This is a genomic window from Phocaeicola intestinalis (assembly GCF_014837065.1).
Lineage (GTDB): Bacteria > Bacteroidota > Bacteroidia > Bacteroidales > Bacteroidaceae > Phocaeicola > Phocaeicola intestinalis.
On the sequence record NZ_JACSPP010000031.1, the window covers coordinates 26,159 to 41,218 of the forward strand.

Below are 15,060 nucleotides of genomic sequence, written 5' to 3' on the forward strand. Positions count from 1 at the left end.
TTTTAGAAACGCAGATTTTCGCAGATGTTTTTATTCAATAGTCAGTGAAATAAAATTTCAATCTGCGTTAATCTGTGAAAATCTGCGTTTCCCCACATTATTAAATCTATTTACAATGGTTTCGAAAGTTCCTCCAACGACTTTCCTTCATATTCGCAAATGGTCTGCTTGAACGAATCAGGAAGTTCTACCGGTTCTTTGGTTGCCACGTCATAACCTACCATTACCGTACGGCACTGGCATTTCAGTACACCACTCGCCTTGTTGACGGCACGCTGCAACAAAGTAAAACTTTTATGTCCCAAATGAATGACTGTAGTTTCGATATACAACTCATCCGAGAAAAATACCGGAGCCAGGAAATCGGCATTGATGTTAGCCACTACGATACCTAGTGTGTTCCACTCCTTATCACCGAACACATCGCGCATATACGATGTCTTTGCCAAATCGTAAATGGAAAAATACGACGAATTGTTCATGTGACCATACTGGTCGACATCACTAAAACGAATCTGCACCGGCATCACATGCCTGTATGTAAGTTTTGTTGCCATATCATTTAAACTTTGTTCACCTCAAATATATATCTTTTTTTCCGTAAAACGCAACAAGTGCAGCATTTATTTCTTATTTTTGCGCACAATGCAATGAAATCAACTAATAGACATAAATAATGGAACAGAAATTAAGCAAAGAAACCCTCTGCGTACAGGCAGGATGGACTCCCAAGAACGGCGAGCCCCGTGTAGTGCCCATCTATCAGAGCACAACCTTCAAATATGACGATAGCGACCAGATGGCACGCTTGTTCGACCTGAAAGATACCGGATATTTCTATACCCGCCTGCAAAACCCCACCAACGATGCCGTAGCTTCCAAGATTGCTGCACTGGAAGGCGGTGTAGGCGCCATCCTTACTTCATCGGGGCAGGCGGCAAACTTCTATGCCGTGTTCAACATCTGTGAAGCAGGCGACCATATCGTCTGCTCGTCTACCATCTATGGCGGTACGTTCAACCTCTTCGGTGTCACCCTAAAGAAACTGGGTATCGAATGTACCTTCATCGATGCCGATGCGCCCGAAGAAGAAATCGACAAGGCTTTCCAGCCCAATACCCGTTGTATGTTCGGCGAAACCATCTCGAATCCCAGCATCAACGTATTGGATATCGAAAAATTTGCCCGCATCGCCCATAAGCATGGCGTGCCACTTATCGTAGACAACACCTTTGCTACCCCCATCAATTGCCGCCCCTTCGAATGGGGAGCCGACATCGTGACTCATTCTACCACCAAATATATGGATGGACACGCCACTTGCGTAGGCGGTGTCGTAGTAGATAGCGGAAACTTTGACTGGATGGCACATGCCGACAAGTTCCCCGGACTGACTACTCCCGATGAGTCTTATCACGGACTGACCTATGCCAAGGCATTCGGCAAGATGGCATACATCACCAAACTTACGGCACAACTGATGCGCGACCTAGGCTCCATCCCTTCACCAATGAACGCTTTCCTGCTTAATTTGGGACTGGAAACCTTACACTTACGCGTACCCCGCCATTGTGAAAATGCTCAGAAAGTGGCCGAATGGCTGGAAGCCAACCCTAAAGTAAAATGGGTGAACTTTTGTGGGCTCCCCGGCAACAAATATTATGAACTGGCACAGAAATACCTTCCCAACGGTTCGTGCGGTGTCATCGCTTTCGGCTTGAACGGCACACGCGAGGATGCCGTGAAGTTCATGGACAGCCTGAAGCTGGCTTGCATCGTGACCCACGTTGCCGATGCCCGTACCTGTGTGCTCCATCCGGCAAGCCATACCCACCGCCAGCTGAGCGATGAGCAATTGATAGAAGCCGGCGTAGCTCCCGACCTGATCCGCCTTTCGGTAGGCATCGAGAACGTAGACGATATCATCGCCGACCTTGAACAAGCATTGCAAAGTATTTAAATGAAGAATGAGGAATGAAGAATGAAGAATCGCTTCGCCCGCATAGGATTCTTCATTCTTCATTCTTAATTCTTAATTCTTCATTCAAAAAAATTCTTCATTCACCCCATGGCTCCAAACACCTGGTACACTCAACGCATAGACGAAACTTTACGACAACTTTCCCAAACCAAGACACAGATTAACCGCATCAGCCTGCTGCGCGTCCTGCTCTTTGTGGCAGGCTTTGCAGGACTGATTTTGTTCTATCGTTCCGGCACGTGGGCGGTAGTGCTCACCGTGTGCTGCACCTTCCTGCCTTTCTTTATCTTGGTCAAGGTGCACAACCGGCTTTATTTCCGCAAGGAACAGTTAGAAACCCAACTCAAGCTGAATCAAGATGAGCTGAAAGGACTGGAAGGCGACTATTCGGTTTTCGACGAAGGGCGCGAGTTCATCGATGCCGGACATCCTTACTCGTACGACCTCGACCTCTTCGGACGCAAATCGCTCTTTCAGGCCCTCGGACGTACCTGCACGCATATCGGGAAACAAACTCTTGCCACATGGATGCAACATCACCTGACAGAGAAAATCGCTATCGAAACCCGTCAGGAAAGCATCCGCGACATGAGCCGGCGGATGGAGTTCCGTGAAGCATTCCGTGTGACCGGTTCCATCAACCGCGGCGCGGATTCCGATGAAGAAGAGATAAGCCGCTGGAGCCGGACTCCTTCTGTCCTGCAACACCTGTGGTGGGTGAAACTCTGCCTTTGGGCTGTACCCGGCATCAATATCCTGCTGCTTGCGCTCGGATTGCTGAATATTCTTTCACTCAGCTGGTTCGGAATGATGTTTACCGTCTTCGTCATCCTCAGCTTCGGACTTATCCAGCGGGTAACCCTGATACAGGAAAGCTACGGAAAGAAGCTGAAGACCCTGAACCGCTATGCCAGACTGATAACCCTTGCCAAAGGAGAAACGTGGCAAGCCCCTGCCCTACGCCAACTGACCGATAAACTGGACATCGACGGACATTCTCCCGCCGAAGCCCTGACGCAACTCTCAAAGGAACTGGACCGCCTCGACCTGCGCAACAACCAGCTCCTGTATGTCATCTTAGAGGGAAGCATGTTCTTCCAGCTCCGGCAAATCGTGCGCATCGAACGCTGGAAAGCACGCTATGGGAAATACCTCATGGACTGGCTGGAAGCCGTAGGCGAACTGGACGCACTCTGCTCGCTCGGCACCTTTGCCTATAATCATCCGGCATACACCTATCCGACAATTACCAATCAGCCGTTCTGCTTCCTCGCCCGCAACATGGGACATCCGCTCATGCCCGAAGCCCAATGCGTGAAAAATGATGCCACCATCCCCTCACGCCCTTATTTCCTGATTATTACCGGAGCCAATATGGCAGGCAAGAGCACCTACCTGCGCACCATAGGTGTCAACTACCTGCTGGCATGCATGGGCTGCCCCGTGTGTTGCGAAAGCCTGACGCTTTATCCTGCACAACTCATCACCAGCCTGCGCACCACCGATTCGCTCTCAGACAACGAATCTTATTTCTTTGCCGAACTGAAACGCCTGAAACGCATCATCGACCTGCTGGACGAAGGACAGGAACTTTTTATCATCCTCGATGAGATACTGAAAGGGACGAACTCAGCCGACAAGCAGAAAGGCTCGCTCGACCTTATCCGCCAGTTCATGCGCCTGAAAGCCGACGGCATCATCGCCACCCACGACCTGCTATTGGGCACACTTGCCGACCAATTCCCCGAATATATCCGCAACTATTGCTTCGAAGCAGACATCAAGGATAACGAGCTGACCTTCTCCTACCGCCTGCGCGAGGGCGTGGCACAGAACATGAACGCCTGCTTCCTGATGCGGAAAATGGGGATTACCATCAGCTGATGGAAATGTCGGAGAAAGACACGGAGACATGCACTTGCTTGTGAAAACCCTTAGAAGCTGTTTTGAATTTATCGTGCGATGATTTGGGATGAGTTTTTGAGGCATTTTCGCTTCTGTGATGAGGAAGATAGCGGGCTATCTGACGAAGAACAGGAGCGAAAAGGACCAAAAAATCGCCCAAAGCACACACGAAAACAGATACATCAAGCCAAGAAAAACTTTTTGGAGAAATTCAAAACAGCTTCTTATATTGCATTGCATTCTCCCACGCAACAGGAAAGCTTTCCGCACGCAATAAGTGTTTCAGCCAGTTTTATTGCATTGAAACTAAAGTTTCAATGCAATAAAACTAAAGTTTCAATTATATAAAATCACCGATGAACTTATATTAGTGAATAAAGGCACCGGCATACATACAGCTTATCAGAAGCTGTTTTGAATTTATCGTGCGATGATTGGGGATGAGTTTTTGAGGCATTTTCGCTTCTGTGATGAGGAAGATAGCGGGCTATCTGACGAAAAACAGGAGCGAAAAGGGCCAAAAAATCGCCCAAAGCACACACGAAAACGGATACATCAAGCCAAGAAAAACTTTTTGGAGAAATTCAAAACAGCTTCTCATTCTTTTTTCCAAGTGTATTCGTACTGGCAATAATCGTATTCCGGTTCTTCAGCGATGCCATATTTACGGAATACCATGCGCACGTAGTCTTGTGCCTGAGGCGTGAAAGCCCTTTCGTGCCGCTTCAGCCGATAAAACAAATTTTTCCCGAAACTGCACAACAAGTCATTCTTTATCGCCATCGCCTTCTCGTGCATCAGTTTGTCGAACATCTTGCTCCAGCCGTAAGCGTACTTCACCGGCGTATCATCAAGAAACTCAGTGCACTTCTTTCCCGTCTGCTTCCATTGGGGGTTGAGCATGCAGACGTAACGCACGTCTTCCGGAATGAATTTCGTCACCTGATAACGCAAGCACTTGTCCGCGCGCTTGCAATTCCCGTTCAGGCAATGCCCGAACCTCTTCGGCACGATGCTGTAATCTAATTCTTTTATCATGATAAAGAAAAACTTTTTGTAGAAATTCAAAACACATTCTTACACAAAGGAACAATTTTATTAGGAAACAAGCAAGCCGAAAACAAAAATATTCACCACAGAGGCCACAGAGTACCACAAAGGAAAAATTTAAAAGACTCTGTGTACCTGTGGTGAGAAAATGCACAAAGCTATACCGCAACAGTATAAGCAGAACAGATTTGCATATCCGGAAAATTATTGATAACTTGTCGCCATATTTCAAATACCAGTAAAAACAAGATTGAAACATGATGAAGAAACAGGCATTTTTATTACTCCTTGCCTTGGGTACCTCTCCGGCATGGGCGCAACAAGCCACCGTATCAGGTCCTGATAACCAACTCAAGGTAGACATTACGGTAGAAGCAGGTACCCCGTTTTATTCTGTAACCTACAAAGGCAAGACCATGCTGGAAAAATCACCGCTGGGTTTCGTATCCAATGTAGGCGACTTCAGTCAAGGGATGACTTACATAAGCCAGAAAAACCGCACCCTCGAAGAAACTTACCGGATGGACCGCACCAAACAATCGGAAGTAAACTACCGTGCCAATGAACTGACCGTCACCCTGCAGAATGCAGAGCAGAAACCGATAGACGTGACTTTCCGGGTGAGCGACAACGATGTAGCTTTCCGCTACGAAATACCCCGTTACGGCGATACGGGCAGTATCGTCATCGAACGCGAAACAACAGGGTTCGATTTTCCTTCGTATACCACCACCTTCCTTACGCCACAAAGCGACCCGATGATAGGCTGGAAACGCACCAAACCCAGCTACGAAGAAGAATACACACCTGATGCCCCACTGACCACCCGCTCGCAATATGGCCACGGATTTACCTTCCCCGGCCTGTTCCGCATCGGTGAAGACGGATGGGCATTGGTCAGCGAGACCGGAGTAGATGCCAGATATTGTGCCTCACACCTGAGCGATGCCACTACAGAAGGTTTGTTTACCATCGCCTTCCCTATGCCGGAAGAGAATAACGGAAACGGAACAACAACGGCAGGACTGGCACTTTCGGGTACAACACCCTGGCGTACGATTACGGTAGGCGACGGACTGAAACCAATCGTGGAAACTACTGTGCCCTGGGACGTAGTAAAACCCCGTTTCACTTCCGGACATACCTATAAATATGGCAAAGGGACCTGGAGCTGGATTGTATGGCAAGACGCCAGCATCAATTACGATGACCAAGTGCGCTACATCGACCTGGCTTCGGCTATGGGATTCAACTATGCCCTGATAGACAACTGGTGGGACACAAACATCGGACGTGAAGGGATAGAAAAACTGGTAAAGTACGCACGTTCGAAAAACGTAGAACTGTTCTTATGGTATAGTTCAAGTGGCTATTGGAACGACATCGTGCAGGGACCTACCAACCGGATGGACAGCCCCATTGAGCGCAAACAGGAAATGAAATGGATGCAGAAAATCGGAGTGAAAGGCATCAAGGTAGACTTCTTCGGAGGCGACAAGCAGGAGACCATGCGCCTGTACGAATCCATTCTGAGCGATGCCGACGACTACGGCCTGATGGTTATCTTCCACGGCTGTACCCTCCCGCGCGGTTGGGAACGCATGTATCCCAACTATGTGGGAAGCGAAGCAGTACTGGCTTCGGAAAACTTGATATTCAATCAACACTTCGATGATATGGAAGCTTTCAATGCCTGCCTGCACCCGTTTATCCGCAATACCGTAGGCTGTATGGAATTTGGCGGCACCTTCCTGAACAAGCGTTACAACCGCACGAATGATGGAGGAACCACCCGCAAAACTACCGATATATTCCAGCTTGCCACGGCGGTTCTCTTCCAAAACCCGATTCAGAACTTTGCCATCACGCCCAACAACCTGACCGATGCTCCCCAACTGGCTCTCGACTTCCTGAAAGAAGTGCCCACTACCTGGGACGAAACAGTATTCCTTGACGGTTATCCGGGCAAATATGTCGTACTGGCACGCCGCCACGGAGACCGTTGGTACATAGCCGGTATTAATGCCGGAAAAGAACCGTTGAAGCTAACCTTAAATCTTCCAATGTGCCAGAAAGGCGATAAAGTATCGTTCTACTCAGATGCAAAAGACCGTACGCCCCAACTGGAACAACAAGAGATAAAGAAACCAGCCGAAGTAAAAGTAACCATCCAACCCGAAGGTGGCGTGATATGGGTGAAATAAAAAAATAACACACCAACACGAAGACACAAAGGATATTTCATCCATGTGTCTTCGTGTCTATTGTATCAATTCATCCGGGTATATTCTTCAATGTCACGGATAGCTTCTTTTGCCTTGCGACGAACGCTGACAAGATGCGACACACCTAAAATGGCTCCCAAAATGAAACCTGCCGTACCGCCATAACAGATAATTTCTCCTCCGACTTTCGGGTAACTCTCCACCATAAACCAGGCAATCCAGCAAAGGGCAAACGGTATGCCGAAATAAAGCCACCTTACTCCCAAACGATTCATGCGCACCAGTGCCTTGCTGACATCCAATAAGTTTGCAGCTGCTATTTCCTGCGCACTGATTCCCCGATGATTATAACGCTGAAAATACCAGGCAACCAGCAAGAAACAAGAAGTAAACACACAAAAAATCCACGAGTAACCCATCAGAATGAAATATACGTTGCAATAGACAAGGGCAAACCCAATCAACACATAAACGGTTTTCTTCTTCCGGTCAATATAAGAAACCTTGTCTTGCGTAGATTGCCTGATAAGTTTTTCGCTGACAATGGTTTCTTTCTCCAACTTAGCTTTCAGCAATTGTATTTGCTGCCGCATATCTTCCAGTTCGAAACTCTCTGAACGATTTTCCATAATGATGCATGTTTTTAATGGTTCGACATTTTTTTCAACTCTTCTTTGATACGATACAGGCGCACGGATACATTCTTAGCCGAAATCCCGACAATCTCGCCTATTTCTTCGTAACTGATATTCTCCAGCCACAACAAAACAATGGCACGGTCGAATGGCTTGAGCCGATGGATGCGGTCATACAACTGTCGGATTTGCCGGGCATCTTCATCTTTATCCTCAAACAAATTGATGTCCATGACAAGCGGAAGAGCAGCCCGTTTCTTCTTTTTCCTTTCGTAAGAAATGCATGTGTTAAAACTGACCTTCCATATCCACGTATCCATACTGCTGAGGTGCCTGAATGAACTGTACCCTTTCCATAGGTTGATGAGCACTTCCTGAAACAGGTCACTGACCTCATCGGAATCTTTCGAAAACATAAAACATACCGTATAAATGGTATTTTTATGCTCTTTCACCATTTGCGCAAATGTTGTATCCAATGTTTCCATATCCTTTAAAAGTTGTTTTTTAACCATTAGACGCAGCAACCAACGGGAAAACTACACAAAAATAGACATTTTTTCTACAAAATATGCTGGTGAATTAAGATAATTACTAGAGAGGAAAAGCACAAAAGTACTGGAAATAAGAAAATGCTATGCTACTAATGACGAATTTACAATTTGTCATCATATCTTCGTTTGTCGGATACGGTTCAGACACAAAGCAAAAGACTTTTACTTCATCGATTTCAGATTTATGCCTTGTTTCTTTCTACCACCGTACCCGATTCATTTAATAAGAAGCACTTGCCCGGAGACCAGCCTGTTCCAAGAGAGTCACGATGCGATCGAGTTCTTCGTGAGTAGCTTTCTGAAGAAAACTATCGGGCGTTTCTCTATCTATTGTATAAATCATCACCTGACGGGGAGCTATTGCCTTTACTACTTCCAGCCACGGAAGAACGAAAACATCCGAAGTATTGTCTACATCTTCGCCTTCATCAGTCTTTCCTTTCAGAAACATGGTCTGGATAATCAGATTGCCTTGGAAAGCCTTCATTCCTTCAATGATGCGATTTACATCGTATGAACCTGCCGGACGGTCTACCTTATTAATATAAGCAGTATCTACCGTATCCAGCTTCAGAATGTTATTGTCTACCCGGCACAACGCTTCGAACACTTCAGGACGATGTATTTGGGTAGAATTGCTCAACACACTTATTCTGGCATTAGGGAAATAACGGTTACGCAAGGTAATGGTATCTTCGATGATTTCCTTAAAATGCGGATGAAGCGTAGGTTCACCATTACCGGCAAAAGTCAAGACATCAGGAGCAGGACCATTTGCCTGCATATTTATCAGACGGCGTTCCAAAGCATTGTACACTTCTTCGCGTGTAGGAAGTTTCGCATGAGGACGATGGTCTTTATTGTATCCGCACTCGCAATAAATGCAATCGAACGTACAACATTTCCCGTCAGCGGGCAAAAGATTAATGCCTAGCGATACACCCAGCCGACGGCTATGAATGGGTCCGAAAATGGGAGAAGGATAAATGATGGTAGACATAAGCTTTCACATGTTTCTATTCGCATGCAAATATACAATAAGTAACGCAGATTGATGCAGATGAATGCGAATAAAATGAAGATAACTTCATAGACAGCTTCAGAGGCAGCTTCAGATAACTGTTACCGCTCGCACAGATAACTGAAACGGCAAAGTAATATATCTTCAGCTTATCACCATTTCAAACGCACCTGCACCTGTAAGTCCGCCTTATCACTTCCTTGTATTTCTTCAGTACCCGAACTGATACGGTTCCGGTCTTGATAGTGTGTCCATCCCCATTTGGCTTGAATCATCAGACGGTTCTTCCACGTATATTTCAAGTTGATTGCCATACGGGTACCTTTGCCATAAAACGAATTCATCGAAAAAGCATAGAGCAATCCGGGTTCGTAAACATAGATTCGGGAATTATAATCTTGCGTATGAAACCAAGTACCTGTCAATGATACCTGAACAGGAATTGGAGGAATACTTCCTTTCACCGTACCGCTCACATATCCCCCTTTCGATTTTTCCCGTCCGTTATACGAAGTCATCACTCCCTCTCCCACTCCTTTCAACGAAAGATATGCACTTGGCGCATACGAACATTGGTAATGCAAACGTTGCCTTACGTAAGGCAATACAAACTTTGTTTCATCAGGAGAAGTATAGTTTTTAGCCTTGTTCTTATAAGTATACTTTATTAACATCGAGAGTGAATTTGATGGTGAATAACTTAATTGGCATAATCCGTCGAATCCCGATGTATGGTCACGGTCCACCTGATACTTTCGATAGAAAAAATGAAAGAAATCACCGTAACACAAAAACTTGAACTGTCCTAAAAAACTGGTTTCCAATCCTAAATAAGCTCCTGTCTCGTTTTGAAGTTTCGAGTTTTCTCCGAAAGCATTCCCATAAAGCGACTGATAATGCTTGTCATAATACCGGTGAATAAGTAAAATATTAGTATGAACAGCCGGTTGATAACAGAGTGCATGAAGCGTAGCAACCTTTCCATGCTTATCTACAGCAGTCTCTCCTGAAAATGTAAACCGGTTCAGAAAGAATTTATAATAAACACCTGCATTATAAAAATACATTCCACGTGGATAATACAAATTATAATCACGTGCATCAGGATTCAACATCTTGTTAAAACGATTATACACAGCAGTTAATCCAAATTCTGTGTATTTTCCATTATAAGTTAAATTACATCCAGTCAAGTGATTGGATACCGTATGTTTCTTCTCCATATCTTTTTTCAACCGATGATATCCATCTGTTTTCAACGACCTTATAAACCCGTTTTCAACACGTGCATCCTGCTTCCTGAACGAATAAAAAGCAGAAACATTCCAGCATCTGCCCAATTGATAAGTGGCAGCTATCCCTTGCAGGTACTCCCCTTCTCCCACTGAAGTATATTTGGTAAATCCTTGTCCGAAACGGTTCTGGTTTATCATTCCTTTTCCTAAAGTAAAACTTCCTATGTTCAACACCAGTCCATACCCGAAATTAGCCTTAAAATTACCAATGGCCAATGTCTTGAGACGTTTAAAATTGGAAAGAAATACATATCCCGAATAGGAATCATATCCTTTCCGGTTGTATTGCACGAAAAAAGGTTCTCCTGCATCCTTCTCTGCGGTCAGTCCGATATATATCTGATTGCGATACTGAAAACGATAACGTATATTATGGTAAAACGGATCGCCATAATACCGTTTGTTAGGACTTTCAGCCAAGGTTTCTTCATCGTAACCGGCATACCCTGCCTTAGTGTTGAAAGGAATGTCCAAGCGTGTTAATAACTCTTGTTTATTGTATTTCCACAAGTTTTTCCATTTAAGTCTATCTTTTTCATTATCAGATGGTCCGATGTAGATAAAGTCGGTTAAAAACTTTCGTGTCTGCCAGTCCATTCCCTCTATTCCCAACAGTTCATTTTTGGTAAGCATTGGTCCGTATTTGTAGATATAATACAAGATATTCTCTATCATCCGGTCGGATAAAAATGGTAATTGCTCCAATTCTTCCTTAGTAATGGTATTGATATTAAAAGGATGTTCAGCTATTTCGCTCAACTCTTCATATTTTTCCTGCCAGCCCGCCAGTTCTTCAGGAGCTGCTATGTCTTCATTCCATTCCAGCCAGTCCGATTGTGCCAACAAGGGTGTTAATACACAAACAATTGATAGACAAAACATAAATAATCGTTTCAACATGGTATTCACAAGTTTTCAACAGAGATAAATACGTTAATTTTTCGTATAAGCTCTATTCGGGTTTAACTACAAATCATTATTATTTCTATTTTTGCGCATTATGAAAAAAACTCTCTACATAGCACTGGTTCTGTTTTTGGTTTTCGAGATGAGAACCAAAGCACAAACACATTCGGGTACTGCCTCAATGTACAAAGTACCTGTGTGTGTGTACAACGGAGATACTATACCTCATATAACGCTGAGAACCATCTATGTTTACCCCGAACTGCATTTTAAAAACAAACGCCAAAGAAAATATTACAACAAACTGGTAAGGGATGTAAAAAAAACCCTGCCATTGGCAAAAGAAGTAAACCGTGCCGTAATTGAAACTTATGAATACCTGATGACGCTTCCCGATGAAAAAGCTCGCGAACGCCATATCAAAAAAGTAGAAAAAGGACTGAAAGAGCAATACACTCCACGTATGAAGAAACTAACATTCTCGCAAGGGAAACTGTTGATAAAGCTGGTGAACCGTGAGTGTAACCAGTCATCCTATCAACTGGTAAAAGCATTTATGGGACCTTTCAAAGCAGGATTTTACCAAACTTTCGCTGCACTCTTCGGTGCCAGCCTGAAAAAAGAGTATCATCCCGAAGATGAAGACAAACTGACTGAACGGGTTGTGGTACTGGTGGAAAACGGACAATTATAAAGTTTATAGAAACACAGATCATCCCAACCACGTATCTGTGTTTCAGCGTTCAAACTGCATGTCACTTCGCCAACTCCTTAGCAAATTCCCATAAAATAATCCCTGCTGTAACTGACACGTTCAAAGAGTGTTTGGTGCCGAACTGGGGGATTTCGATGCATCCATCACACATATCCACAACCTCTTGCTTTACTCCTTTTACTTCATTTCCCAACACTACAGCATACCTTTTATCTGTTTCCAAAACCAGTTTGTCTAACATCGTACTTCCCTCGCATTGTTCAATAGCAAATACAGTATATCCCATCGTATGCAATTCATTTACAGCATCCTCGGTATTTTTAAAATATTTCCAGTCAACTGTATATTCGGCTCCAAGTGCTGTTTTATGCATTTCCGGATGTGGCGGAGTAGCCGTAATGCCACATAGATAAATACTGTTTACCAAAAAAGCATCCGATGTACGGAATACCGCACCGATATTGTGCAAACTTCTCACCTCGTCTAACACGACGACAAGAGGAAGTTTTCGGGATTCCTTAAATTCGTCTACCGTCAGACGGTGCATTTCGGTTACTTTCAATTTTCTTAATGTTCCCATAATTGCTGAATTATGATGCAAAGATAAAAAGTATATTCATAACCCAGTTGAAAACGGTTGAAAACCTGTAAAAAAAGAATGCATAGAAAATAAAAACTTTATCTTGGTTTATTCGGATAAATCTTTATAGACAGATGAAATCGAACTTTCAAAAAAAGAAAAAGAAAAGTTTCATCACAGGTTTAAACAGATTTTTTAATAGAAAATACCAAGACCATTAAGAGAAAGTTTTTAACTTTGCCACATATCAACTGTAAGTGAATAGCAGACATAAATAATGCATAATCAGATTATAAGCCTGTTGATGAACACTTGATAGCAATACAACATGAACTTATAACTTAAAAAACAAGATTTTTGCCTGATTTTTACGAACATTATCAACGGGATATTATAACAATCATAGATTTTCTTAAAAAAGAAAAGATTTAAAAATATGAATATGAAAAAAGAAGAATGGTTGAAAAAGGGATATGCTGATGAAGCTATCGACAAAGGTATGGACTTGAAAGCCGAAATCAGACGTTTGTGTAAAGAAAAGAATGCCGTTATTTTAGGGCATTTCTATCAAGCTGATGAAATACAAGAAATAGCCGATTTTATAGGAGACAGTCTGGCATTGGCACAATGGGCTGCTAAAACCGATGCGGATATAATCGTAATGTGTGGAGTACACTTTATGGGTGAAACAGCGAAAATCCTTTGTCCGGACAAGAAGGTGTTGATTCCTGATTTGAATGCTGGATGCTCGTTGGCGGATAGTTGTCCGGCAGACGAATTTGCCCGGTTCGTCAATCAGCATCCCGAACATGTGGTTATTTCATACGTAAATACCAGTGCCGCGGTGAAGGCATTGACCGATGTGGTGGTAACTTCTACAAACGCCAAGCAAATCGTTGAAAGTTTTCCTCAAGACCAACCGATAATTTTTGGTCCTGACAAGAATTTGGGGAACTATATAAATTCTGTAACCGGAAGAGATATGTTGCTGTGGGATGGTGCATGTCATGTGCATGAAAAGTTTTCCGTTGAAAAGATTTTAGAACTGAAAAAGCAGTATCCTGATGCTGCAATACTGGTGCATCCCGAATGTAAAGGACCAGTTGTGAAATTAGCAGATAAAGTAGCTTCTACTGCCGGACTATTGAAATATGCTGTAGAGAGTGATAAGAAAAACTTTATTGTAGCTACAGAAAGTGGTATTCTTTATGAAATGCGTAAAAAATGTCCGGATAAAAATTTTATACCTGCTCCACCAGAAGATAGTACATGTGCTTGTAACGAATGTAATTTTATGCGATTGAACACACTTTCAAAACTGTATAATACGTTGAAATATGAGTGGCCGGAAGTGAAGGTTGATGGAAAGATAGCTGAAAAAGCCATTAAACCCATACAAAAGATGTTGGACATATCTGCTAGATTGGGTTTGTAAAAAAGATTTGTTAAAAACTTTAGGGTATGCTGGCAAATTTCTTAAAACGTATTATAAAACATCTATTTGTTATGAAAAAGCTTGCATATTCCGTAGAAGTTCGTACCTTTGTACTGTGTTTTTCATAGTATTAGATTTAAGGTTAACAAAGGTTGGAGTACAGCGGTACTCCTTTTTTTATGTCCGTACGTTTGGTCCGGCTTCTTTTTGATAGTCCCACTATTCTTGTGGATTTCCCAGATTCAAGCATGCCTTTTGATGAACATAAGTGGGTTGCCCGTTTCACATAAGTACCCCTGCCGTTTCACATAAGTGGTCCTGCCTTACCACTTATGTCCGTCAGGATGTGTGGGGATGTTTTTTTTGTCCTGTGTGCCCCTCGCGCGCGCATAATTATATTAATGAGTACCCGTTTCAACCATTTTTCATCAGTTTTAAGAATATTCGTCCTGTAATATGTTGTATGGCAGCATTTTGCGTTTATATGTGTAAAAAAGTTCAGAAAAAAGTTTCCATATTGCTTGCAGTTCCGGTAAAAAGGCGTACCTTTGCAACCGCTTTCCGAAAGGGACGCCGCCTGAAAGGGTGACGGTCGGCGGGGCGGCGAAAAAAAATATTCCGAAAAATTTGGAGGAATGGAAAAAACGCCTTAACTTTGCAAACGCTTTCCCTCAAAAACGGGAGCAAGATCTTTGATATGATTTGGATACAGGAAACGCAGTACGAAAAGTGAATGACGTGAAGGTTAGAAAGATGTA

General features: G+C 43.6%; 14 protein-coding genes. 7 read left to right on the top strand and 7 right to left on the bottom strand.

From position 1 onward, the window contains the following. Positions 1-110: 110 nt before the first annotated feature. Entirely contained in the window at positions 111-557 is a 447-nt protein-coding gene (locus H9625_RS10450) for an acyl-CoA thioesterase (protein ID WP_022039278.1), read from the bottom strand. 119 nt (positions 558-676) lie between these two features. On the opposite strand from H9625_RS10450, the gene H9625_RS10455 reads away from it, so the two are divergent. The 4 genes from H9625_RS10455 to H9625_RS10470 all read left to right on the top strand — a co-directional run bounded on the left by H9625_RS10455 (position 677) and on the right by H9625_RS10470 (position 4,520). Next, positions 677-1,960 carry an O-acetylhomoserine aminocarboxypropyltransferase/cysteine synthase family protein gene (locus tag H9625_RS10455; RefSeq protein ID WP_191764259.1) on the top strand — a complete coding sequence of 428 codons (1,284 nt, stop codon included), beginning with the start codon at positions 677-679 and terminating at the stop codon, positions 1,958-1,960. 108 nt (positions 1,961-2,068) lie between these two features. After that, entirely contained in the window at positions 2,069-3,865 is a 1,797-nt protein-coding gene (locus H9625_RS10460; protein ID WP_191764261.1) for a MutS-related protein, read from the top strand. Between the two features lie 78 nt (positions 3,866-3,943). Continuing rightward, a complete protein-coding gene (locus H9625_RS10465; RefSeq protein ID WP_191764265.1) occupies positions 3,944-4,234 on the top strand; it encodes a hypothetical protein in 291 nt (96 codons plus the stop codon). A gap of 82 nt (positions 4,235-4,316) precedes the next feature. Then, entirely contained in the window at positions 4,317-4,520 is a 204-nt protein-coding gene (locus H9625_RS10470; RefSeq protein ID WP_191764267.1) for a hypothetical protein, read from the top strand. Here H9625_RS10470 and H9625_RS10475 read toward each other — a convergent pair. Then, complete coding sequence (locus H9625_RS10475; RefSeq protein WP_022039281.1) at positions 4,484-4,924, bottom strand: DUF6078 family protein; 441 nt, start codon at positions 4,922-4,924, stop codon at positions 4,484-4,486. The genes H9625_RS10470 and H9625_RS10475 overlap by 37 nt on opposite strands. Before the next feature lie 272 nt (positions 4,925-5,196). Here H9625_RS10475 and H9625_RS10480 point away from each other — a divergent pair, with 272 nt between their 5' ends. Further along, the gene (locus H9625_RS10480; protein WP_191764280.1) at positions 5,197-7,140 is read left to right on the top strand and encodes a glycoside hydrolase family 97 protein; all 1,944 of its coding nucleotides are present in this window, start codon (positions 5,197-5,199) and stop codon (positions 7,138-7,140) included. A 65-nt stretch (positions 7,141-7,205) separates the two neighbouring features. Here H9625_RS10480 and H9625_RS10485 read toward each other — a convergent pair whose 3' ends face one another. From H9625_RS10485 to H9625_RS10500, 4 genes are all read right to left on the bottom strand, one after another. Then, entirely contained in the window at positions 7,206-7,790 is a 585-nt protein-coding gene (locus H9625_RS10485) for a hypothetical protein (RefSeq protein ID WP_022039283.1), read from the bottom strand. Between the two features lie 14 nt (positions 7,791-7,804). Continuing rightward, on the bottom strand, positions 7,805-8,284 hold the full coding sequence (locus H9625_RS10490; protein ID WP_087251580.1) for an RNA polymerase sigma factor: 480 nt from the start codon (positions 8,282-8,284) through the stop codon (positions 7,805-7,807). A gap of 286 nt (positions 8,285-8,570) precedes the next feature. Further along, on the bottom strand, positions 8,571-9,350 hold the full coding sequence (locus H9625_RS10495; protein WP_087212751.1) for a radical SAM protein: 780 nt from the start codon (positions 9,348-9,350) through the stop codon (positions 8,571-8,573). A gap of 173 nt (positions 9,351-9,523) precedes the next feature. Further along, on the bottom strand, positions 9,524-11,548 hold the full coding sequence (locus H9625_RS10500; protein WP_225226401.1) for a helix-hairpin-helix domain-containing protein: 2,025 nt from the start codon (positions 11,546-11,548) through the stop codon (positions 9,524-9,526). A gap of 166 nt (positions 11,549-11,714) precedes the next feature. Here H9625_RS10500 and H9625_RS10505 point away from each other — a divergent pair, with 166 nt between their 5' ends. After that, positions 11,715-12,266 (top strand): DUF4294 domain-containing protein, encoded by a 552-nt coding sequence (locus H9625_RS10505; protein WP_225226404.1) that lies wholly within the window; start codon positions 11,715-11,717, stop codon positions 12,264-12,266. 61 nt (positions 12,267-12,327) lie between these two features. Here H9625_RS10505 and H9625_RS10510 read toward each other — a convergent pair whose 3' ends face one another. Continuing rightward, positions 12,328-12,867, bottom strand: coding sequence for an RNA methyltransferase (locus H9625_RS10510; RefSeq protein ID WP_022039080.1), 540 nt, complete (start codon positions 12,865-12,867; stop codon positions 12,328-12,330). A gap of 442 nt (positions 12,868-13,309) precedes the next feature. Between H9625_RS10510 and nadA the strand changes: the two genes are divergently transcribed. Beyond that, positions 13,310-14,302, top strand: coding sequence for a quinolinate synthase NadA (gene nadA / locus H9625_RS10515; protein WP_087396300.1), 993 nt, complete (start codon positions 13,310-13,312; stop codon positions 14,300-14,302). Positions 14,303-15,060 lie beyond the last annotated feature (758 nt).

Excerpts from the sequence above, each read along its gene's own strand:
- H9625_RS10500 (WP_225226401.1), bottom strand. The coding sequence starts at position 11,548 with ATGTTTTGTCTATCAATTGTTTGTGTATTAACACCCTTGTTGGCACAA.
- H9625_RS10475 (WP_022039281.1), bottom strand. The coding sequence starts at position 4,924 with ATGATAAAAGAATTAGATTACAGCATCGTGCCGAAGAGGTTCGGGCAT.
- H9625_RS10480 (WP_191764280.1), top strand. The coding sequence starts at position 5,197 with ATGAAGAAACAGGCATTTTTATTACTCCTTGCCTTGGGTACCTCTCCG.
- H9625_RS10455 (WP_191764259.1), top strand. The coding sequence starts at position 677 with ATGGAACAGAAATTAAGCAAAGAAACCCTCTGCGTACAGGCAGGATGG.
- H9625_RS10490 (WP_087251580.1), bottom strand. The coding sequence starts at position 8,284 with ATGGAAACATTGGATACAACATTTGCGCAAATGGTGAAAGAGCATAAA.
- nadA (WP_087396300.1), top strand. The coding sequence starts at position 13,310 with ATGAAAAAAGAAGAATGGTTGAAAAAGGGATATGCTGATGAAGCTATC.
- H9625_RS10510 (WP_022039080.1), bottom strand. The coding sequence starts at position 12,867 with ATGGGAACATTAAGAAAATTGAAAGTAACCGAAATGCACCGTCTGACG.
- H9625_RS10460 (WP_191764261.1), top strand. The coding sequence starts at position 2,069 with ATGGCTCCAAACACCTGGTACACTCAACGCATAGACGAAACTTTACGA.
- H9625_RS10505 (WP_225226404.1), top strand. The coding sequence starts at position 11,715 with ATGAGAACCAAAGCACAAACACATTCGGGTACTGCCTCAATGTACAAA.
- H9625_RS10465 (WP_191764265.1), top strand. The coding sequence starts at position 3,944 with ATGATTTGGGATGAGTTTTTGAGGCATTTTCGCTTCTGTGATGAGGAA.
- H9625_RS10450 (WP_022039278.1), bottom strand. The coding sequence starts at position 557 with ATGGCAACAAAACTTACATACAGGCATGTGATGCCGGTGCAGATTCGT.
- H9625_RS10495 (WP_087212751.1), bottom strand. The coding sequence starts at position 9,350 with ATGTCTACCATCATTTATCCTTCTCCCATTTTCGGACCCATTCATAGC.
- H9625_RS10470 (WP_191764267.1), top strand. The coding sequence starts at position 4,317 with ATGATTGGGGATGAGTTTTTGAGGCATTTTCGCTTCTGTGATGAGGAA.
- H9625_RS10485 (WP_022039283.1), bottom strand. The coding sequence starts at position 7,790 with ATGGAAAATCGTTCAGAGAGTTTCGAACTGGAAGATATGCGGCAGCAA.